The organism is Brachybacterium sp. AOP29-B2-41 (assembly GCF_052378395.1).
GTDB lineage: Bacteria > Actinomycetota > Actinomycetes > Actinomycetales > Dermabacteraceae > Brachybacterium.
In genome coordinates this window covers 61,496-82,428 of record NZ_JBQSXR010000013.1, presented here as the reverse complement: position 1 = coordinate 82,428, position 20,933 = coordinate 61,496, and the positions used below count along the sequence as shown (strand labels likewise).

The window sequence follows — 20,933 nt, the reverse complement described above, 5'->3', positions numbered from 1 at the left end:
GGGGCATGGACGAGCGCATCGACTTCACCAAGGGGCACGCGACCGAGAACGACTTCGTGGTGCTGGATGATCCCGAGGGCGCGCTGGACCTGGACGCCGCCGCGGTCGCCGCGCTCGCCGATCGCCGCGCCGGCATCGGTGGCGACGGCGTGATCCGCGCCGTCCGCTCCCGCAGCGCCGGTCTCGAGATCCCGGCCGATGCCCCCGAGTGGTTCATGGACTACCGCAACGCCGACGGCTCGATCGCCGAAATGTGCGGCAACGGAGTCCGAGTGCTGGCCGCGCATCTGCAGCGCGCCGGGCATGTCCGCGAGGACAGCTTCGCGATCCTCACCCGCGCCGGGGTGCGTTCGGTGGAGATCCTCCACCGCCCCACCACCCCGGGCGCGCCCTGGAGCGTCCAGGTGGGCATGGGCACCTCGCGCATCAGCTCCGGGAACCGCGCCGTCGAGATCGCAGGCCGACGCCTCGAGGTGACCGACGTCGATATGGGAAACCCGCACGCGGTCGCCTTCCTCCCTGCCGACGTCGTGCTCGAGCAGCTCGACCTCGGCCACCGACCTGCCCTCGACCCCGAACCGGCCGGCGGCGCCAACATCGAGCTGGTCAGCGCGCGCGGTCCACGGCATATCGCGATGCGGGTCCACGAGCGCGGAGTGGGGGAGACCCGTTCCTGCGGGACCGGAGTCGCCGCGGCAGCAGTCGCTGCCGCCCACCGCGCCGGCGATGATTCCCGGGAGCCCTGGACCGTGGACGTCCCCGGCGGGCGCCTGCAGGTGGGCTGGACCGCGACCGGCGAGATCACGCTCACCGGCCCCGCCCAGCTGGTGGCCGACGGGAACACGCTGATCTGACCGGTCCGCGCCACACTCCGGAAGAACGGCGCGGCCGGGCTCAGGTGTTCGTCGGGCCGATCTCCAGGATCCGGAAGCCCTTCGCGCTTGCCACCTTCGCGACCGTCCGGTTCGGCAGCTGCTCGCCGAGCCAGCGCGCCAGCGGATCTGCTCCCAGGTTCTTGCCGACCACGAGCGCCGCCGTGCCCTGGGGACGCAGCCGGCCTGTCCACTCCAGCAGCAGGGTTCGCAGCGCCGGCTTGCCGATGCGGATCGGCGGATTCGACCAGATCGCATCCACAGCGAGATCCTCTGGAATCTCGTCCGGGGAGATCACCTGCACATTGCTCAGTCCCGCGCGGCGTGCGTTCTCGATGGTCAGCTCACGCGCTCGCTCGCTGACGTCGACCGCCCACACCTGCGCGTCCGGGTGTCGCATGGCGGCGGTCAAAGCGATCGGGCCCCAGCCGCAGCCGAGGTCGAGGATCGTCGCGGCAGGAGGCGGCTGGGTCACCTCGTCGAGTCGGCCCAGCAGCACTGCGGTGGCCTTGTCCAGGCCGTGCCCGCTGAAGACCGCGGTGCTCGAGACCAGGTCCAGCTCACGACCCGCCAGGCGCACCGGCAAGGGGAAGCGGCGATCTGCGGCCGCAGGGGAGGGGGTGAAGTAGTGCTCGTCCACCCCTGCAGGATACGGAGGCAGAGGAGGAGTGCCGAGCAGAAGCGTCATGGCCCACGCTCACGCCTGCTCCGCCCTGCGCAAAATCACTCGACCGGCGGGTGCGGACGTGGGACTCTGGGATCACTGCAGTTCCCCGACGCCAAGGAGTACCCCGACCGTGCCCATCGCCTTCCATCCCGAACCCGACTCCGACTCCGACGTCGACGGGACCAGCACGGGGAGGACCGGGGCCGCGGAGCACTCGAACAGCGCGGATGGCCCCGCAGAGTCCGCCCCGACGGCCTCGTCCCGTCCCCGTGACGCCCTCACCGAGCGGATCCTCTCGCGCGCGGACGCCTCGGTCTCCTCCGTGACCTTCAGCTCTGACGCCGACGGTGAGCAGTACGACCTCGCCGACCGGCAGGCTCTTCGACGCGTCGCGGGCCTGTCCACCGAGCTCGAGGACGTCACCGAGGTCGAGTACCGCCAGCTGCGCCTCGAGCGGGTGGTCCTCGCTGGCCTCTACACCTCGGGCAACGCTGAGGACGCGGAGGTCAGCCTGCAGGAACTGGCGGCGCTCGCCGAGACCGCCGGCTCCGAGGTGCTCGACGGCGTCCTGCAGCGCCGTGCACACCCCGACCCGGCGACCTTCCTGGGCAAGGGCAAGGCCGCAGAGCTCGCCGACCTGGTCGCCGCGAACGGAGCCGACACCGTGATCGCTGACGGTGAGCTCGGGCCGGGCCAGCGCCGCGCGCTCGAGGACATCGTCAAGGTGAAGGTCATCGACCGCACCGCCCTGATCCTGGACATCTTCGCCCAGCATGCCAAGTCCCGCGAGGGCAAGGCGCAGGTCGAGCTGGCGCAACTCGAGTACCTGCTGCCGCGACTGCGTGGCTGGGGCGAGTCGATGTCCCGGCAGGCCGGCGGCCAGGTGGGCGGTGCCGGAGCGGGCATGGGCTCGCGCGGTCCGGGTGAGACGAAGATCGAGCTGGACCGGCGACGCATCCGCGACCGCATGGCCAAGCTGCGCCGCGAGATCAAGGCGATGGCGCCGGGACGGGCTGCCCAGCGAGCGGATCGCGCGCGCCACCGAGTGCCGGCGGTCGCCATCGCCGGCTATACCAATGCAGGCAAGTCCTCCCTGCTGAACCGCCTCACCGGCGCAGGTGTGCTGGTCGAGAACGCGCTGTTCGCAACGCTGGACCCGACGGTGCGGCGAGCGACCACCCCGGACGGTCGCGAGTTCACCTACGCGGACACGGTCGGCTTCGTGCGGCATCTGCCCACGCAGCTGATCGAGGCCTTCCGCTCCACCCTCGAGGAGGTCGGAGGCTCGGACCTGCTGCTGCATGTGGTCGACGCCTCGCATCCGGACCCCGAGGGGCAGATCACCGCGGTGCGTGCTGTGCTCGGTGAGCTGGAGGGCTTCGACGTCCCCGAGATCGTGGTGCTGAACAAGGCCGATGTCGCGGAGCCGGAGACCATCGCGCGGCTGCGCAGCCAGGTCGGCACGAGCATCGTCGTCTCTGCCCGCACCGGGATGGGCATGGAGGAGCTGCGCGAGCTGATCGCTGAGCGCCTGCCCCGTCCTGCCGTGGAGATCGACCTGGTGGTGCCCTATTCCCGCGGAGATCTCATCTCCCGGGTCCACTCCACCGGCGAGGTTCTCGCCGAGGAGCACCTGATGGAGGGCACCAGGCTCCATGCCCGCGTGGAGGAGGCACTCGCCGCCGAGCTCCGGGGTGTGGCCTGAGCCGCAGCAGAGCGGCCTGTCGGGCAGAGCCTGAGACGGCGCGGGACCGGACGCGGATACCCTGACCGGATGACCGCCGCCACCGACCATCCCGCGTCCCCCGCGGCTGGTGAGATCCCCCTGTCCACCTTGATGGACGCCGCCGTGACAGCGATCGGCGGAGCGCCCCGTCCGGGCCAGCAGGCAATGGCGGAGTCCGTGGATCTGGCGATGTCCGGCGGCCGCCATCTGCTGGTGCAGGCAGGCACAGGCACCGGCAAGTCGCTCGCCTATCTGGTGCCGGCCCTGCGTCACGCACTGGTCAGCGGGCGTCCGGTCGTGATCTCCACCGCGACCATCGCGCTGCAGACCCAGATCGTCCGCAAGGACCTCCCGCGCCTGGTCGAGGCGGTGGCCCCGCATCTGCCGCGCACGCCCACCTATGCGCTGCTCAAGGGGCGGGCCAACTACCTGTGCAAGCACAAGATCGCCGGCGGCTATCCGGTCGACGTGGATCCGGGGGCGTTGTTCGCCGAGGCCTCCACCGATCCTGCCCGCACCGGGAGCGAGCGCCTGGGAGACCAGGTGCGGCGCCTGCGCGAGTGGTCGGAGGAGACGGACAGCGGGGACCGAGACTCGCTCCAGGATGCCGTCTCGGACCGCGCCTGGCGCCAGGTCTCCGTGACCGGCAATCAGTGCATCGGCAGCAGCTGCCCGATGGTGGAGGACTGCTTCGCCGAGCGCAGCCGAGAGCTCGCGCGCGAGGTCGACATCGTGGTCACCAACCATGCCCTGCTCGCGATCGATGCTTTCGACAACCACGGGATCATCCCCGACCACGATGTGGTCGTCTTCGACGAGGCGCACGATCTCTCCGCCCGGGTGACCAGCGCCGTCACCGATGTGCTCACCCCCGGCATGCTCCGAGGCACGGTGCGGGACCTGCGTGGCCTCGGGGTGGCCGGGACGGCGCTGGACGACGCCTCCGAAGAGCTGCGCGAAGCCCTCGAGCTGTCTCCCGACGGGCGCGTGATCGGTGATCTCCCGGCGCGGCTCGGGGACGCCGTCACCCAGCTCCGGGTCGAGGCCCGCACCGCCCACTCGGACGCGAAGGATGCGGGGGACGAATCCTCCGCCGGCGCGCGCAAGACGGTTCGCGCCAACCTCCAGGAGATCATCGACGTCTGCGAACGGCTCGCCGCTCCCGATGAGGATGACGTGGTCTCGATCTCGCATTCCCAGGCCACCGGGCGCTCGAGCATCCAGGTGGCTCCGCTGAGCGTCGCGGGTGCGATGCGCGGTGCGATCCTCGAGGACCGCACTGCCGTGCTCACCTCCGCCACCCTGGCCCTCGGGGGCCGCTTCGAACCCGCTGCCGGGGAGGTCGGGCTGGCTCGCGCCGCGCGGATGGACCCGGCGGAGCTGCCGCCGCGGGAGGATGCCAACGCCTGGGCGGCACTCGATGTGGGCAGTCCTTTCGAGTATCGCCGGCAGGGGATCCTCTACACCGCTCGTCATCTTCCGCAGCCGGGGCGTGAGGGGCCCTCCGCGGCAATGCTCGACCACCTCACGGAGCTGGTCGAGGCTTCTCAGGGCGGTGCGCTGTGCCTGTTCTCCTCGCGGCGGGGAGCTGAGCTCGCCGCCGAGCATGTGCGAGCTCGGCTCGACCTGACGATCGCGGTGCAGGGAGAGGACTCGATGGCGAACCTGGTGCGCACCTTCCGTGACGAGGAGGATGCGAGCCTGTTCGGAACCCTCACCCTGTGGCAGGGCGTGGACGTGTCCGGACGTTCGCTGCGCCTGGTCACCATCGACCGGATCCCCTTCCCCCGGCCTGATGATCCGCTCACCGCAGCCCGCCAGGAGCGGATCGGACAGCGGGGCGGCAACGGCTTCATGTCGATCTCGGCCCAGCATGCGGCCCTGCTGCTGGCCCAGGGGGCCGGGCGGCTCATCCGCTCCACGGCGGACCGCGGGATGGTCGCGGTGCTGGATCCGCGTCTCTCGACCGCTCGCTACGGCGGCTATCTGCGGGAGTCGATGCCCCCGCTGTGGCCGACCACGGACCCGGAGGTCGCGATCAGCGCGCTGCGACGCCTCTCCGAGAGCTGACGCAGGGCGTCGCTGCAGCCCCGGCGCCGGATCGAGCGGGGGCTCAGATCGCGCGCAGCACCGCCACGATCTTCCCGAGGATCTCGGCATGGTCGCCCAGGATCGGTGCGAAGGCAGGGTTGTGCGGCATCAGCCAGACGTGATCGTCGCGCTGCACGAACGTCTTGACGGTGGCCTCGCCATCGATCATCGCCGCGACGATCTCGCCCTTCTCCGCGGTGTTCTGCGAGCGGACGACCACCCAGTCGCCGTCACAGATGGCGGCGTCGATCATCGAATCCCCGACCACCTGGAGCAGGAAGAGGTCGCCGTCGCCCACCAGACGCTGGGGAAGGGTGAAGACATCCTCGATCTGCTCCTCGGCGGTGATCGGTACACCGGCGGCGATCCTCCCCAGCAGTGGCACCGTCACGGAGTTCGGGCTGAGCTCGGTCACCGGCAGGGGCGCGGGGGCGTCATCCGCCTCTGGCATCACGACCTCCATCGCCCGCGGGCGCTTGGGATCGCGGCGCAGGAAGCCCTTGCGTTCGAGCGACTGCAGCTGATGGGCCACCGACGAGGAGGAGGTCAGCCCCACGGCATCGCCGATCTCGCGCATGGTGGGCGGATAGCCGTGTGAGGCGACCGCAGCGTTGATCGTCTCCAGGATCAGCCTCTGCCGCCGGCTGAGCCCCTCGGTGCGCTCATCGGCGGGAGCCTCGCCGCGGGACCGGATCGGCTTGGGGGTGCTCGGCGTCATCGTGAGGCCTCCTGGCGTCGTCTGTCGGACCCTCGCGGTTCCGTATGTGGTGTGACCCAGCGTAGGGCGGCGTGAGGCAGAAGCCAAACATGTGTTCGATGTTTCCCTTGCGTGTCGCCGGAACGTCGGGCTACAGTCGCACATACATTCGATCGAACAGGAGTTCGGATATGAATACTGGAACCGCCACGGTCCTCTCTCTTCCGGCGCAGCGCGAGCAGCGCGTCGAGGGTGCAGATCGAGCACGCGTTCGACTCGTCCCCACCCGTCGGGGACGCTTCCTCCTCGCTGGCCTCGCCTTCCTGCTGGGACTGCTCGTGGCTGCCGCCGTGCTGCTGACGGTGGATCTTCCTGCGGCGCTGGCAGGGACCGACTCCCAGCAGCCCGTCACCATCACGGTCGAGGCGGGAGACACCCTCTGGGGCTATGCCGAGGAGTTCGCTCCGGAGGCCATGAGCGAGCAGGAGTTCGTCGCTGAGGTGCGTACCCTCAACCACCTGCCCACCGGCCGTGTGACCGCGGGCCAGCAGATCGAGCTGCCCGTCTCAGGGGATGCGATCCGCTGAGCGGATCCGATGCCGGTACCCTGAGTGGATGCACTGTCCGTTCTGTCGCCACTCCGATTCGCGTGTCGTCGACTCGCGCACGTCCGATGACGGTGCGACGATCCGTCGGCGCCGCCAGTGCCCCAACTGCTCGCGGCGCTTCTCCACCTCGGAGACCGCGTCGCTGTCGGTTCTCAAGCGCTCCGGGGTCAGCGAACCGTTCAGCCGGGCGAAGGTGATCTCCGGAGTACGGAAGGCATGCCAGGGGCGTCCGGTCAGCGACGACCAGCTGGCCATGCTCGCCCAGCGGGTCGAGGAGAACATTCGCTCGAGCGGGCTCGCGGAGATCGATGCCCATCAGGTCGGCCTGTCGATCCTGCAGCCCCTCCAGGAACTGGATGTCGTGGCCTATCTGCGCTTCGCGAGCGTGTACCAGGCGTTCGACTCGCTCGAGGATTTCGAGGCCGCCATCGCACGTCTGCGTGCCGAGGGCCTGCATGGGGCGGGTGTCGAGGAGACCTCCGTCTGAGCCGAGCTGAGCGGGATCGCAGGGATGCATCCGCCGCCGGATCGTGCGGGTTTCGTAGATTTTGTGGATCTGGCGCTTGAGCACCTGTTCCTGTGCTTAAGATATCCCTCGTGCGCTCTTGCAGCGCACACCTGATCGGCGGTCGTGGAGGGGAAGCCACGGCCGCCGATCCTCGTCTGCTGGACGGTCAGCGGGTGAGCGGACGGGGTGGTCCTCAGCCGGCCATGCCGGCAGGAAGTGCGCGCGCATGGACCACTCCGAGATGCTGGGTGGATCGGCTCATCGCCACGTAGAGATCCCCGGCCCCGTGGGCGTCGATCAGCTCAGCGGGCTCCACCAGCACGACAGCATCGAACTCGAGCCCTTTGGCGTCCTGCGCCGACATGACGGCGATCTCGTCGTCCACGCCCGCGGATCCCACGCCCACCTTCGGCAGCCCACTGCGGGAGCGGAGCTCGGCGGCGATCGCGGAGATGCGCTCGTCGGCCACGATCACGGCGAGACGTCCCAGTCGCTCCTGGTGCACCGTCACCACCGCGTCAGCGGTCCGGGCGGTGAGCGAGGACTCCTCGGTGCGCTCGATGCGGGGATCACGATCTCCCTCGCGCACCGAGCTCACCTCTGTCACCGGCAGGTTGTGCGCGCGGGCCATCGCCACCGCACGGTCCATGATCCGGCTCGGGGTGCGGTAGTTGACCGTGAGGTGCTCGATCTGCAGGCGATCCTGGATATAGGGCGAGAGCGCGGCCGACCAGGAGTCGGTGCCGCCGGCGGAGGAAGTCTGCGCGACATCCCCGACCACCGTGAATGACTTCGTGGGCGCACGCCTCATGAGCGCGCGCCAGCTCATGGGCGAGTGCTCCTGGGCTTCGTCGACCACGACATGCCCGTACGTCCAGCTGCGCTCCGAGGAGGCGCGTTCGGCGAGGGTCCGCCCGTCTCTGACCTGACTGACCTGGTCTGCGAGGTCCTCGGCCCGGATCATCCCGGAGGTGTCGACGTTCTCGATGACCCTGCGGGCGTAGTCGACGTCGGCCTTGCGGCGCTCGGCATCGTCGCGGGCCCGCGCCTCGGCCGGTGCGGAGTCCTCTCCGAGGAGCTCCGCGACCTCGTCGAGCAGGGGGACGTCCTCGACGGTCCAGGGTGCATCCTTGGGCCGCACCAGGAGCTCGACCCGGTCTGCGAGGCTGTGGGGGGCGACCGCCCGCAGACGCTCGGGGCGGGAGAACAGGATCCGGAGGAATCCCTGCGGGGTGTAGGGGAGCCAGGCCAGGTTCAGCTGACGCTTGACCTCGGGGTTGTTGCGGAGATCTGCGAGCAGGTCCGCCCGATCTTCGGGGATCACAGTGTGGCCCTGGCTGCGGAGCGATTTCTCGTACTTGTCCACGAGCCGGTCCATCGCAGCGCGCACGAAGACGGCGCGCGCGGAGTTGTGCGGCTTGTGAGTGGCGCGAGCTTCCCTGCGCGCGGCGCGGATCACCTCTCGGGTCAGCGTGATGGGGGTGCCGTCGATGCGCAGCTGGACGTCCTCCTGAGGGACCACCTGACGCTGCTTGACCGCTCGCGAGAGCAGCTCGGCCATCGCGCTGTCGCCCTTGAGACGTGCCACCTCGTCGTCATCGTGCAGGAAGGTCTCCACCCCGGGGAACAGCTCGCCGGGGGTGAGCATCACCACCCCGGACTCGCCGAGGCTCGGCAGCACCCGCTCGATGTACCGCAGGAACCCCGGCGTCGGCGCCATGATCAGCACACCCGTGTGCTCCAGGCGGCGACGATGGGTGTAGAGCAGGTAGGCGGCGCGGTGCAGCGCGACCGCGGTCTTGCCGGTGCCGGGGCCGCCCTGGACCACCATCACCCCGCGGTTCTCGGAGCGGATGATCCGGTCCTGCTCGCCCTGGATGGTCGCGACGATGTCCCCCATGCGCCCGGTGCGCTTGCCGGAGACCGCGGCCAGCAGTGCGCCCTCGCCCTGGAGGACCACGTCGTGGTCGGGATCATCCAGGACGGTCTGGTCCAGGACGTCGTCCTCGAGACCGATCACGGTGCGACCACGATTGATCAGATGACGGCGCAGCCGCACCTCAAGCCGCTCGGTGCTGGTCGCGCGGTAGAACGCGGCCGCAGCCGGGGCGCGCCAGTCCACCAGCAGCTGCTCGCGCTCCGCCGTGAACAGACCGATGCGGCCGATGTAGTGACGGGCGGTGTCATCCATGTCCAACCGTCCGAAGACCACGCTGCGGGCGACCGAGCGCAGCAGCGCCAGACGGTCCTCGTACAGCGCCGTGAACGAGTCCCGTTCGGAGCGGTTCTGGTGGGTCGAGGCGTGCTGAGATCCCTGGATCTGATCCAGGTTGCTCTCGACCTGGACCATCAGCTCGTCGAGTCGTGTGTAGAGCCGGTCGGCATACGCCTGCTCGCGCGCGATCTCCCGGGCGATCTGTCCCTCAGCGTCGTCCACAGCTCTGCCTCTCCACCTTTGCGTCCTCGCGCCGCGCCTTCACCGGGCGGACCCCGGGTCGGCGAAGCACGGTGGTCCATTATGGTGGACGGGCCTGGGTGCGCGTGCCATCAGGTCACCAGCATCCAGACGGCCGCGAGGGAGGAGACCGCGATGCGCGACCCCCGAGATCTCTACCGCTTCGAAGCCACCGAAGTGCTCGAGGCCGTTCCGCGATCGGGCCTCACCCTGGTCCACGCCCTGCCGGGGATGGTTGATGCGGGCAATGCCTGCCGCATCGCGGCGACCTATCTGCGTGACGAGCTGCGCCATCTGCGACTGGTGTCCTTCGACACTGATGAGCTGCTGGACTACCGAGGTGCCCGCCCCCGCGCGACCTTCGACGGCACTTCCTACGTGGATGTCGAGCTGCCTGAGCTGACGCTGTCGCTGATGTATGACGAACGTGATCGTCCCTTCCTCTTCCTCGACGGCCCGGAGCCGGATCTCCAGTGGCGCCGGCTGTCGGAGGCGTTGATCGATCTGGTCGAGTTCTTCGATGTGGAGCGGGTGGTGGGCATGCAGGCGGTGCCGATGGCGGTCCCGCACACCCGACCTATCGGTCTGTTCGCCCATGCGAACGACCCCGCGCTGTTGGGTCGGCCGAACACTCGCCCCACGCCAGCGCCCGGCACCGCTCCGGAGAGCGGGGACGAGGAGCCCGGCGAACTGATCATCCCGGCCGCGTTCAGCGCTCTGCTGGAGCACCGGCTGGGGCGGGCGGGCCATCCGGCGATGGGCTATGCGGCACAGGTGCCGCATTACCTCACGCGCACCGATTTCCCGGCTGGCGCGCTGGCGCTGCTGCGCCGTGTCAGCGAAGCGGCTGAGCTCGATCTTCCGCTGGTGCACCTCGGTGACCTCACCGATGCGGCCACGGTCGCGCTGCAGGGGACCCTCGCCCAGAACTCGGAGGTGCGCCAGATCGTCAGCGCCCTCGAGGAGCAGTACGACGCGATGAGCGAGAGCGACCAGTCGCCGCTCGCGACCACGATGGATCTCCCGACCGCGGAGGAGATCGGCGAGCATTTCGAGCGCTTCCTCGCCGACCACGACGGGAATTCCCCGGACGAGCCGTTCCCCGGCTGAGAGCCGCGTCCCGCGCGTAGCAGATGCCACCTCGTGACCCAGTTCGTTACGTCTTCGTGATCACGTCTTGCCTCAGTCCGTGTGAACCGGGCCACGGTCGTGACAGAATGGCGGCGTTGCGGTGATGCAGGTCCAGCAGGACAGTCCGACGACGGTGCCTCGGCACAGCAGTACGGCATGCACCAATGCGCCACCCGCTTCGGCGGGGGACGGCTTCACGCGGCACCGCGATCGCGTCGTGCGATCGATGAAGGACGACACAGAAGGTGACAGGTATGGCACAGGGCTCGGTCAAGTGGTTCAACGCCGAAAAGGGCTTCGGATTCATCGAGATCGACGGAGGCGGCGCAGACGTCTTCGTTCATCACAGCAAGATCGACATGGATGGCTACCGCGCGCTCGACGAAGGTCAGCGCGTGGAGTTCGAGGTCACTCAGGGAGATAAGGGCCCGCAGGCCGAGCAGGTCCGCCCGGTCTGACCGACGGCGTCCCCGCGAAACTCTCACGGACCGGGCAGGAGCATTGCGCTCCTGCCCGGTTCGCTGTCATCTGGGCGGGGCCGCACGCCTGCGGGCAGGTCAGGGCCCTGGGCGCCTCATCGGCCCCGAGTGCCTCCGGCAGTCGCGCGTACGTCGCGCAGCTCCGAGCGCGTCCGGCAGTCGCGCCTACGTCCGGCAGCTCCGCGTGCGTCAGGCGGCCCAGACCACGTCAGGCCGCCCCGAGCACCCGTCCGGCCCGGGCGAGGGCGTCGACCTGCGTCGAGCGGGCCAGACGCACCGAGACGGCATCGGAGCGCAGATCCCGGTCGATGGCCTCAGGAAGCGGCCGACGTGAGGCGAGCAGAACGCAGTTCCCCCGCCGCTTGCCCGAGAGGTGCGCCGGCTCGGCGATGACGCCGACATGCGGGAACACAGCGGACAGAGTGGCGACCTCGTCGGCCATCAGCCCGGTCCCGGGCGGGGCGGCGCAGTTGGCCAGGTAGATGCCGCCATTGCGGAGCACCCGGTCCGCGTGCTCTGCGGCCTGGACCGTGATGAGCTCCGGCGGCGTGAGCGAGCCGGAGAACACATCCCGCACCAGCACGTCGAAGCGGTCCTCGCGCCAGGAGGTCAGGGCGCTGAGGGCATCCTCGGTGCGCACTCGAAGCTGTGGGGAGCGGGGGAGGTCGAACCAGATCCGCACGTGCTGCGCGAGCAGCTCGTCGATCTCCACCACGATCTGGCGTGAGCGCGGATGCCGGGAGGCGATCGCCCGTGGCAGAGAGCAGCCGCCGCCGCCGAGATGCGCGAGCTGGATCGCTGGCCCGGTGCCTGCGCTCTCATGGCCCTCGAGATGTCGGTCGATCACCAGCAGCATCCACCGCATGTACTCGAAGACCAGGTGCTCGGGGTCCGGGTGGAGGTGCGAGGAGGGGACCCCGTTGACATCCAGCAGGACCGATCCATCGTTCTCGAGGGTCAACCGGGCGCTCCCGGTGGAGATGGGGATCAGGGCATCGAGCGGTCCGAGCTGCTCGAAGGCAGCGCGGCGCGAGCGGTCACGTCGGGACATCGCCCCACTCTAGGAGATCGTCGACCGTTCCTCCCCAGTGGCCGGTGGTCCACAGCAGCCCCGGCGCGGCGTCGAATGTCACACCCCGCCTCTAGCGTTCTCGGTACCAGGGCGATGCAGGAAGCGCCGTCCGCCGTGCACCAGGAGGAGGAGCCCGATGACACCGACGACATCCCGCCGCCGAGGAGCCGCAGTCCTCTCCGTCAGTGCACCCTCGCTGCGACTGCGCCTGGCCCGGCTCGACCAGGACCAGGCGGATCTCGAACGTGCACGGGACCTGCTGCAGCAGGCTCGGGCGGCGGTCCAGGAGGATCCGCGAGAGGCCTTCGAGCTCGCCCATCGCGCTGCGCTGCGCGGCGCCGGGGTGCTCGTGGCGCGAGCCAATCGGGAGCGCCGCCGGCCTCTGCCGCTGAACGTGTGGACCGCGCTCGCGCGGCTCGGCGGGGAGGACATCGAGCGTGCTGAGCGCCTGGCCCCGCTGGTCTCGGAGCGAACACGGCTGGATCGGGATCCTTCCGCTCAGCCGGACCCGGACCTGCTGGAGCGGCACCTCGAGGAGACCGCCTGCCACCTGACGCAGATCTCCCAGCGACTGCTCGAGGATCTTCCCGCGCACATCACAGATCTCACGGCTGCGGGCTGAGGGACCGAGCGGTCGTCTCCAGCCCCGGTACAGTGCGAGCTCGAGGGAGGTGCTGATGAACCTGCGCGCGGACGAGGATCCCGGACATGAGATCCCCGGGATCCTGCACCTGGACATGGACGCCTTCTTCGCCTCCGTCGAAGTGCGGGACGACCCGAGCCTGCGGGGCCTGCCCGTCGTGGTCGGCGGCGCCGGGGCCCGAGGCGTGGTGGCTGCAGCCAGCTATCCCGCACGCACCCGGGGGATCCGTTCGGCGATGCCGATGGCCTCGGCGCGGCGCCTGGCCCCGGACCTCGTCATCGTCCCTCCCCGCATCGACGTGTACCGCGAGATCTCCTCCGAGGTGATGGCGCTGCTGGGCAACGTCGTCGCGGATGTCGAGCAGATCAGCGTCGACGAGGCGTTCCTGGATGTGCGCGGAGCGCGCCGCCTCTTCGGGGAGCCGGAGCAGATCGCGGACCTGTTGCGGCGGAGGATCCGTGACGAGCTCGGTTTGCCCAGCTCGGTGGGTGGCTCGGTCTCCCGAGCGGTGGCGAAGATCGCCTCGGCCCAGGCGAAGCCCGACGGCATGCTCATCGTCCCTGCGGATGACACCGCAGCCTTTCTCGCCCCGCTTCCGGTGTCGGTGATCTCCGGGATCGGCCCCAAGGCGCAGTCCGCGCTCGAGCGGATCGGGGTGCGCACCGTGGGTCAGCTCCGAGATATCCCGTCCACCACTCTCACGCGAGCGTTAGGGCCACGCGCACGGGAGGTCGCGGCCCTGGCTGATGGCAGCGACCGCACGGGGCTCGGCCATCGGACGCGGGACCGCTCACTGGGCACGGAGCGCACCTGGGACGCGGACCTCACCGACGCGCAGGAGGTGCGCAGGCGCATCACCCAGATGGCGGACGACGTCGCGCGGCAACTGCGTCGCGGAGGATTCGTCGCCCGCACGGTGGTGCTGAAGCTCCGCGCCCCCGACGGCACCACGATCACACGCTCCTCGACCTTCGATCTGCCGACGGCGAGCGGGGAACGGCTGCGCGAACAGGTGGTCACCCTGTGGGACCGTGAACGCGATGCTCTGCCGCGGGTCCGCCTGGCGGGGGTGCGGGCGACCCACCTCGAGCCGGCTGCCGGGGTCCCGATGCAGGCGGAGCTGTCGGCACGGTCCGCCGGATGGCACGACCTCGAAGCTGCGATGGACCAGGCGATGGAGCGCTTCGGCGCCCACAGCCTCAGCCGCGGCTCGACCCTCGGTCCCGCGGAGGGCGGGTCGCAGCGCACCGCGTCAGGAGCTGAGGGCGCGGCGCCGGAGAAGGGCGCTCCGCACGGCTCGGGAGAGCCCAGTGATGGTCTGTTCTGAGACCTAACGGAGGGAAAGTTCCCATAACCCAGGAACACGCTCTAAACTGGGGAGACCGCCGATGAGGGCAATGCCTTCTCACACGGTGAACGGTGCGCCGACCGGCGCGAGAGGACGGGACAAGGAGCGGGATCATGCCGCTGTCTGAACACGAGCAGAAGATGCTCGACGAGATGGAGCGTCAGCTTTTCGCCGACGATCCGCGTCTCGCGCGAGCTTTCGCGCCAAAGCCGCCGCCGCGCCGCAGCGGGCGTCGGATCCTCATCGGGTTGGGAGCTGTCGTCGTAGGCCTGGGAGTGCTGGTGCTCGCCGTCAGCCTGCCAGCTGTCTGGCTCGGCGTGATCGCCTTCATCGGCATGCTGACCGGCGCGGTCTACGCGGTCACCGCTCCCGGTGGCTCCTCCGAGGGCAACGACTCGCCCGGCGGTGGGGGTGGAGGCTCCGGCCCGACCACCTCCGGTGGCGACGGCACCTTCATGCGCAAGCTGGAGGAGCGCTGGGAGAAGCGCGCGGGGGACGACCCCCGCCTCTGACCTCTCCCCACCACGGCACGGCACTGCTGTGCCCACAGATGTGCCCAAAGACTCCGATGCCCCGGCTCTCATGAGCCGGGGCATCGTCATGTCCGGAGCCGGGTGAAGTCCTGCCGGCACCGGCACCGGCGGTGCCGAGGCGTCCTCCAGTCTCGCCGCTGAGGCTGGTCGTACCTGCCGGTCGGGCTGCGCCTGACGATGATCTCCGCCCCATTCCCCACATCGCTCCACCGCGCACCTCCCTCTCCCTCCACAGGCCCCCACGACCACGCCCCTTGGCCGGTCGTGGCTCTCTGACCTGCCAGTTCTCTGCTGAGAGTGCTCGCAGTCTTGGCGACTGCACCCCGAGAAGACCGCCTGAGACGCGCCGCACGGGAAATTCCCCCCACCTCGCCCCACGGCTGTGACCTGCGGCGTTCGTGGAGAAGGGGAGGAGATCTCCCGCATATGTGGCATCTGGTGGGGGGTAGTGGGGTAAAGTGGAGCGTGTTGGAAGGAGATGGGTTCTGGATCGTGAGGCTCGGTGAGTGAAGGAGGGCGCTGATGTTCCTCGGCACCTTCACGCCCAAGCTGGACGAGAAAGGACGCCTGATCTTTCCGGCGAAGTTCCGGGACGAGCTCGCTTCGGGGCTGGTCATGACTCGTGGACAGGAGCACTGCATCGCCGTGTACCCGCTCATGGAGTTCCGCCAGAAGCTCGAGGAGGCCCGTCGGGTCCCCACCACCGATCAGCGCACCCGCGACTACCTGCGAGTGCTGCTGTCCGGCGCGGAGGACGTCATCCCGGACAAGCAGGGCCGCATCACCATCCCGGGCCATCTGCGCACCTATGCGGATCTGGACCGGGAATGCGCCGTCATCGGCGCGCTCGACCGCCTCGAGATCTGGTCGCTCCCGGCCTGGGACGCCTATCTCGAACAGAAGGAGCAGGGCTTCGCGGAGACCTCCGAAGAGGTGATCCCCGGCCTGTTCTGAGCTCGACCCGAGGGTTCTCCGTCCTGTGAGACCTCTCGTCGTTCCCGCCCCGACGCAACTTCCCCGGTGGCGGGTCGGGAACGACGAGGAATCTGGCAGGACGGCACCGCGAGCAGGATGCGGGTCGACAGGCAGGCAGGAAAGACAGACAGGGAGGGCCCGCAGGGGTCCGCTCTTCACGAACAGCACGTACAGGACCCAGGGGAGAGGTGACATGGACGAGACACAGCGCGACCTGCCGGCAGAAGAACGGCACGTCCCCGTCCTGCTGGCCACCTCGGTCGAGCTCCTCACCCCGGCTCTCCAGGAGCCCGGCTCGGTGTACGTCGATGCCACGCTCGGCATGGCCGGCCACGCCACCGCCGTCCTCCACGCTGCTCCCCACGCACGACTCGTCGGCATCGATCGCGACCCCGAGGCTCTCGAGCTCGCACGGCGCCGGCTGGACCGTGAGGGGGTCGGGGACCGGGCCACGCTCGTCCACGCCACCTATGACGAGATCCCCGGGGTGCTCGAGGAGCTGGGCCTCCCCGGCGCGCATGGCGTGATGATGGATCTGGGCCTGTCGAGCTTTCAGATCGACACCACCGACCGCGGCTTCTCCTACTCGGTCGATGCCCCGCTGGACATGCGGATGGACACGGCCTCTGAGGGACCGACGGCCGCGGATCTGCTGCGCGATCTGCCCGAGGCCGAGATCTCCCGCATCCTCCACGACCTCGGCGACGAGCGCTTCGCCAAGCGGATCGCCCGTCGCATCGTCGAGCAGCGACAGATCGCTCCGCTGACCCGGAGCGGCGAACTCGTCGAGCTGCTGGACCGGGCGATCCCCGGCTCCTCGAAGGCCAGCGGCGGCCATCCCGCCAAGCGCACCTTCCAGGCATTGCGGATCGCGGTCAACGAGGAGCTCGAGATCCTCGCCTCCGCCATCGAGTCGGCGCTCGACTGCCTCCACGTCGGCGGCCGCATCGTCGTGGAGTCCTATCACTCCGGCGAGGACCGTCTGGTCAAAACGGCCTTCGCGCGACGCACCCGATCCTCGGCCCCTCCCGGACTGCCGGTGGAGCTCGAGGAGCACAAGCCGTCCTTCGTCCCGATCGTGCGCGGCGCACTCCAGGCTGATGACACCGAGCGCGGCAGCAACTCCCGTGCCGCCTCCGTCCGCCTCCGCGCACTGACCCGTACCCGACCCGCTGAGAGAGCACACTGAGATGGCAAGCACCACAGCCGTTCATGCGCCCGCGATCCGCCCGGTCCGCGGAGCGAAGCCGGCCTCCGCCCCGCGCCCGCGCCTCACGGTGGTCGCGACCCCGAAGGCTGCCGGCAGCTCGATGCCGTTCACGATGCTCTGCACGCTCATCGTCGCAGCGACCCTCGCAGCGCTGCTCTACCTCAACATCCAGATGTCGGACGCGAGCTACGAGATCAACCGCCTGCAGGGCCAGTCCCAGCGACTCAACGAGGAGAGCCAGGCGCTCGCGGAGACCAATGAACGCCTCGGCACGCCCCAGGAGCTCGAGCGTCAGGCGCGCGAGATCGGCATGGTCCCGGTGTCGGATCCGGCATATATCGACCTCGACACGGGCCAGATCATCGGAGAGACGTCTCCGACGGCGCAGACTGAGGCCAACCCTGAGCTCGCAGCGGTACCCGCAGAGGTCGCCGTGCCGCCGGCTCAGATCTACGACGAGCCCGACGCCTACCACGGCATGGGCAACGAAGGGGCCTGAGGATGACGTCACCGCGCAGGAACGGCAGGAAGAACACCCCCCGCTCCGCAGCGGGCTCCCGTCGTCCCCGATCCGGTGGCACCGCGCGAGCTCGGCTCCCGCAGGCTCGTCTGGGCGAGCCCTCCACCCGGCACCGCCTGCTGGTGTGCCTGATCATGGTCGCGGTGCTCGCCCTGTCCGGTCGCCTGATCTGGGTACAGGGTCTCGATGCGAGCGCACGCGCCGAGGAGGCGGTGCAGCAGCGCACCGTCACCCGCACCATCCCCGCCCTTCGCGGCGAGATCACCGACCGCAACGGGACCGCCCTGGCCAGCTCCGTGCAGCGCTACGACCTGTGGGTCAACCAGATGCAGGTGGACGAGTACCTCGCCACCTCGAAGACCGCGGATGTGACCGGAGTCGACGCCGCCGCCGCAGCGCTCGCCCCGGTGCTGGGATGGACGGTCTCGGAGACCGAGGAGGCGCTCACCGGCGACGCCGGATTCTCATACCTGCAGAAGAACGTCGACCCCGAGGTGCGGGACGCGGCTATGTCCCTGCGAATCCCTGGGATCGGCTCCACCCCGGTGGCTGATCGGATCTACCCGGCCGGATCGGTCGGCGGCAACGTCCTGGGCTTTGTCGGCGATGACGGCACGGCCCTGGCCGGCACCGAGCTCTCCTTCGATGAGGAGCTGCGGGGCACCGACGGCAAGACCACCTACGAGCGCGGCGCCCAGGGGCAGATCATCCCCACCGGGAAGCAGCAGACCACCCCGGCCGTCGACGGCAACGACGTGGTGCTCACCATCGACCGCGACCTGCAGTGGAAGGCGCAGCAGATCGTGGCCGGAGCTGTCCAGCAGTGGGGAGCCACCGGCGGCAGCGCCGTGGTCTACAACGCGAAGACCGGCGAGGTCCTCTCGCTCGCGGAGTACCCCAGCTACGACCCCAACAAGCCGGGAGACGCGGAGGAGCAGGACCGGGGCAACCGCTCCATCTCCAACGTCTTCGAGCCGGGCTCCACCGGCAAGCTGTTCACGATCGCGGCCGCGCTCGAAGAGGGGACCGTCACCCCCGAGACGCAGTACGACATCCCCTATGAGAAGTGGTTCGACGGCCACCGCATCAAGGATTCGCACCACCATCCGGACCAGCAGCTGACCCTCGCGGGCGTGCTCAAGAACAGCTCCAACGTCGGCACCGTGCAGATCTCCGAGACCCTCACCCCCGAGGTCCGTCACGACTACCTCAGGGCCTTCGGGCTGGGGGAGCGGACCGGCGTGGAGCTGCCCGGAGAGTCCGCAGGCCTCGTCCACCCGGCAGCGGAGTGGACCGGCCGCACCCGCTATACGACCGCCTTCGGCCAGGGATACAGCGTCAACGCCCTGCAGATGGTCTCCGCGGTGGGCACCTTCGCCAATGACGGGGTGCGGGTCCAGCCCTCGCTGATCGCTGGGATCCGCGAGGACGATGGCTCCGTACGCCCGCTCGGCGAGCCGGAGAGCACTCGCGTGGTCTCCAGCGAGACCGCGGACACCATGCAGCAGCTGATGGACAACTCGGTCGATGACGAGACCTCCAGCGCGGCGGTGCCCGGCTACGCAGTCGCGGGCAAGACCGGTACCGCGCAGGTCGGGGACAGCACCTATACCGCCTCCTTCATCGGCTTCGCCCCCGCCGATGACCCGGAGATCGTGGTCGGCGTGTTCATCTTCGGCCTGAACACCTTCATCTCCGGCAGTCGGGCCGCCGCACCCGCCTTCTCGGAGCTGACCACCTTCGCCCTGCAGAACCAGGGCATTGCGCCGACCGGCGTCACCGGCCGTGAGCTCGAGAACGAGTGGGGAGAGCAGTGATCGTGCCGGCAGAGCCCGTCCCCGAACCCGCCCGCCCGCGCCACCCTCACGGTGCGAGCGCGGCGGACCTTGCCCGCGCCCTCCACACCCTGGCGCCAGGCCACGATCTGACGCTGCGCGGGGTCACCCTCGACTCGCGCGCTGTGGAAGACGGGGATCTCTGGTGCGCCCTGCCCGGCGCCAACGCGCATGGCGCCGAATTCGCCGACCAGGCCGCCCTCCGGGGAGCTGCGATGGCGCTCACCGATGCCGCCGGGCGGGACCGGTGCGAAGCCGCGGGACTGCCGGCCCTGGTGGTCGAGGACCCCCGCGCGGCCACCGCCACCGCGGCGGCCCTCGTCCAGGGCCGTCCCGCCTCGAAGCTCGCCACCGTCGGTGTGACCGGGACCAATGGCAAGACCTCGATCACCACCGCGATCACCCGCACCCTGCTCGAGCTCGGGGTGCCGGCCGGCGCGATCGGCACCAGCGGCACCAGCTATCGCGATGCCCACCGCACGGATCACGAGATCGCGACCGTGCGCACCACCCCCGAGGCGCCGGAGCTGCACGGTCTCCTGGCCCGCATGGTCGAGGATGAGGTCGCGGTGGTCTCGATGGAGGTCTCCAGCCACGCCCTGGTGCTGCACCGTGCCGACGAGGTGGTCTACGACGTCGCCTGCTTCACCAATCTCACGCAGGACCACCTCGACTTCCACGGCACCATGGAGCACTACTACGAGGCCAAGCGCACCCTGTTCACCCCGGCCCATGCACGCCGCGGGATCATCTGCGTCGACGACGCCTGGGGTCAGCGGCTCGCCCGCGAGTCCGAGATTCCGGTGAGGACCTACACCACCCGGCCGGAGATCGACGCGGACCACCGCGCGCGGGACATCCGCGCGGACGGCTACGGCTCGACATTCGTCGTCGACGGGCCCGGGGGCACGAGGCAGCTGCACGCCGCACTGCCGGGACGCCATTACGTCGCCAACACCCTGGCGGCTGAACTGCTGCTGGCGGCGCTGGGGCACACCGGCCCTGACGTCGTGCGGGCGCTCGGCGAGGCCGGGACGGTTCCCGGCCGGATGGAGTCGGTGACCCAGGGCCCTGTCCGCGGGGTCGTGGACTACTCCCACACCCCTGACGCCCTCGAACAGGCCCTCGACACGCTGCGCGCGGTCCCCGGCACCAGGCGGCTGCTGGTCGTGATGGGGGCCGGTGGCGATCGCGATCGGACCAAGCGACCGGCGATGGGAGAGATCGCTGCACGCCTCGCGGACGTGGTGATCGTCACGGATGACAACCCGCGTACCGAGGACCCGGCCTCGATCCGCCGCGAGGTGCTCCAGGGCATCCCTGATGGCACGAACGCGCAGGTCCACGAGGTAGATGGGCGCGGGGAGGCGATCCTCCTGGCGGCGTCGCTGGCGGACGTGTCCGACACCATCCTCGTCGCCGGCAAGGGAGCCGAGACCGGACAGCAGATCGGCGGTATCGTCCAGCCGTTCGATGATCGCCTCCGACTGCGGGATGCACTGCGAGGTGCACCGACCACGCGCGGAGGCGCCGACGCCGACCACATGGATGAAGGACGCTGAG

General features: G+C 69.8%; 19 protein-coding genes. 15 read left to right on the top strand and 4 right to left on the bottom strand.

The window, feature by feature from the left end; translation table 11 throughout:
- Nucleotides 1-5 precede the first annotated feature (5 nt).
- Nucleotides 6-854: a diaminopimelate epimerase gene (gene dapF, locus ACT3T9_RS13230; RefSeq protein ID WP_441443537.1), complete on the top strand. Its 849-nt coding sequence runs from the start codon at nucleotides 6-8 to the stop codon at nucleotides 852-854.
- A 40-nt stretch (nucleotides 855-894) separates the two neighbouring features.
- Here dapF and ACT3T9_RS13225 read toward each other — a convergent pair whose 3' ends face one another.
- Nucleotides 895-1,512, bottom strand: coding sequence for a class I SAM-dependent methyltransferase (locus ACT3T9_RS13225; RefSeq protein WP_441443536.1), 618 nt, complete (start codon nucleotides 1,510-1,512; stop codon nucleotides 895-897).
- Between the two features lie 157 nt (nucleotides 1,513-1,669).
- Between ACT3T9_RS13225 and hflX the strand changes: the two genes are divergently transcribed.
- Both hflX and ACT3T9_RS13215 read left to right on the top strand, forming a co-directional pair.
- The gene (hflX, locus tag ACT3T9_RS13220) at nucleotides 1,670-3,244 is read left to right on the top strand and encodes a GTPase HflX (protein ID WP_441443535.1); all 1,575 of its coding nucleotides are present in this window, start codon (nucleotides 1,670-1,672) and stop codon (nucleotides 3,242-3,244) included.
- Between the two features lie 69 nt (nucleotides 3,245-3,313).
- On the top strand, nucleotides 3,314-5,335 hold the full coding sequence (locus tag ACT3T9_RS13215) for an ATP-dependent DNA helicase (protein WP_444599553.1): 2,022 nt from the start codon (nucleotides 3,314-3,316) through the stop codon (nucleotides 5,333-5,335).
- 43 nt (nucleotides 5,336-5,378) lie between these two features.
- Here the strand turns inward: ACT3T9_RS13215 and lexA are convergent, their stop codons facing one another.
- Nucleotides 5,379-6,074, bottom strand: a complete 696-nt coding sequence (gene lexA, locus ACT3T9_RS13210; protein WP_441443533.1) for a transcriptional repressor LexA — start codon at nucleotides 6,072-6,074, stop codon at nucleotides 5,379-5,381.
- Nucleotides 6,075-6,244: 170 nt separating this feature from the next.
- Between lexA and ACT3T9_RS13205 the strand changes: the two genes are divergently transcribed.
- Both ACT3T9_RS13205 and nrdR read left to right on the top strand, forming a co-directional pair.
- Nucleotides 6,245-6,640 (top strand): peptidoglycan-binding protein LysM, encoded by a 396-nt coding sequence (locus ACT3T9_RS13205; RefSeq protein WP_441443532.1) that lies wholly within the window; start codon nucleotides 6,245-6,247, stop codon nucleotides 6,638-6,640.
- A gap of 28 nt (nucleotides 6,641-6,668) precedes the next feature.
- The gene (gene nrdR / locus ACT3T9_RS13200; protein WP_442331807.1) at nucleotides 6,669-7,148 is read left to right on the top strand and encodes a transcriptional regulator NrdR; all 480 of its coding nucleotides are present in this window, start codon (nucleotides 6,669-6,671) and stop codon (nucleotides 7,146-7,148) included.
- 214 nt (nucleotides 7,149-7,362) lie between these two features.
- On the opposite strand, the gene ACT3T9_RS13195 is transcribed toward nrdR, so the two are convergent.
- Nucleotides 7,363-9,606 (bottom strand): HelD family protein, encoded by a 2,244-nt coding sequence (locus ACT3T9_RS13195; RefSeq protein WP_444606758.1) that lies wholly within the window; start codon nucleotides 9,604-9,606, stop codon nucleotides 7,363-7,365.
- 153 nt (nucleotides 9,607-9,759) lie between these two features.
- On the opposite strand from ACT3T9_RS13195, the gene ACT3T9_RS13190 reads away from it, so the two are divergent.
- Together ACT3T9_RS13190 and ACT3T9_RS13185 are read left to right on the top strand one after the other, a co-directional pair.
- Nucleotides 9,760-10,734: a proteasome assembly chaperone family protein gene (locus ACT3T9_RS13190; protein WP_441443529.1), complete on the top strand. Its 975-nt coding sequence runs from the start codon at nucleotides 9,760-9,762 to the stop codon at nucleotides 10,732-10,734.
- A 275-nt stretch (nucleotides 10,735-11,009) separates the two neighbouring features.
- Complete coding sequence (locus ACT3T9_RS13185) at nucleotides 11,010-11,213, top strand: cold-shock protein (protein WP_193104230.1); 204 nt, start codon at nucleotides 11,010-11,012, stop codon at nucleotides 11,211-11,213.
- A 229-nt stretch (nucleotides 11,214-11,442) separates the two neighbouring features.
- Here ACT3T9_RS13185 and ACT3T9_RS13180 read toward each other — a convergent pair whose 3' ends face one another.
- Nucleotides 11,443-12,285: a spermidine synthase gene (locus ACT3T9_RS13180; RefSeq protein WP_442331809.1), complete on the bottom strand. Its 843-nt coding sequence runs from the start codon at nucleotides 12,283-12,285 to the stop codon at nucleotides 11,443-11,445.
- Between the two features lie 157 nt (nucleotides 12,286-12,442).
- Here ACT3T9_RS13180 and ACT3T9_RS13175 point away from each other — a divergent pair, with 157 nt between their 5' ends.
- From ACT3T9_RS13175 to ACT3T9_RS13140, 8 genes are all read left to right on the top strand, one after another.
- Nucleotides 12,443-12,928, top strand: a complete 486-nt coding sequence (locus ACT3T9_RS13175) for an SAV_6107 family HEPN domain-containing protein (RefSeq protein WP_441443527.1) — start codon at nucleotides 12,443-12,445, stop codon at nucleotides 12,926-12,928.
- 55 nt (nucleotides 12,929-12,983) lie between these two features.
- A complete protein-coding gene (gene dinB, locus ACT3T9_RS13170) occupies nucleotides 12,984-14,276 on the top strand; it encodes a DNA polymerase IV (protein ID WP_441443526.1) in 1,293 nt (430 codons plus the stop codon).
- Between the two features lie 134 nt (nucleotides 14,277-14,410).
- A complete protein-coding gene (locus tag ACT3T9_RS13165; protein ID WP_441443525.1) occupies nucleotides 14,411-14,809 on the top strand; it encodes a DUF3040 domain-containing protein in 399 nt (132 codons plus the stop codon).
- A 543-nt stretch (nucleotides 14,810-15,352) separates the two neighbouring features.
- Nucleotides 15,353-15,784: a division/cell wall cluster transcriptional repressor MraZ gene (mraZ, locus tag ACT3T9_RS13160; RefSeq protein ID WP_299299844.1), complete on the top strand. Its 432-nt coding sequence runs from the start codon at nucleotides 15,353-15,355 to the stop codon at nucleotides 15,782-15,784.
- A gap of 214 nt (nucleotides 15,785-15,998) precedes the next feature.
- A complete protein-coding gene (gene rsmH / locus ACT3T9_RS13155; RefSeq protein ID WP_441443524.1) occupies nucleotides 15,999-16,994 on the top strand; it encodes a 16S rRNA (cytosine(1402)-N(4))-methyltransferase RsmH in 996 nt (331 codons plus the stop codon).
- Nucleotide 16,995: 1 nt separating this feature from the next.
- Complete coding sequence (locus ACT3T9_RS13150) at nucleotides 16,996-17,514, top strand: hypothetical protein (RefSeq protein WP_441443523.1); 519 nt, start codon at nucleotides 16,996-16,998, stop codon at nucleotides 17,512-17,514.
- Between the two features lie 2 nt (nucleotides 17,515-17,516).
- The gene (locus ACT3T9_RS13145) at nucleotides 17,517-19,352 is read left to right on the top strand and encodes a peptidoglycan D,D-transpeptidase FtsI family protein (RefSeq protein ID WP_441443522.1); all 1,836 of its coding nucleotides are present in this window, start codon (nucleotides 17,517-17,519) and stop codon (nucleotides 19,350-19,352) included.
- 2 nt (nucleotides 19,353-19,354) lie between these two features.
- Nucleotides 19,355-20,932, top strand: coding sequence for a UDP-N-acetylmuramoyl-L-alanyl-D-glutamate--2,6-diaminopimelate ligase (locus ACT3T9_RS13140; RefSeq protein ID WP_441443521.1), 1,578 nt, complete (start codon nucleotides 19,355-19,357; stop codon nucleotides 20,930-20,932).
- Nucleotide 20,933 lies beyond the last annotated feature (1 nt).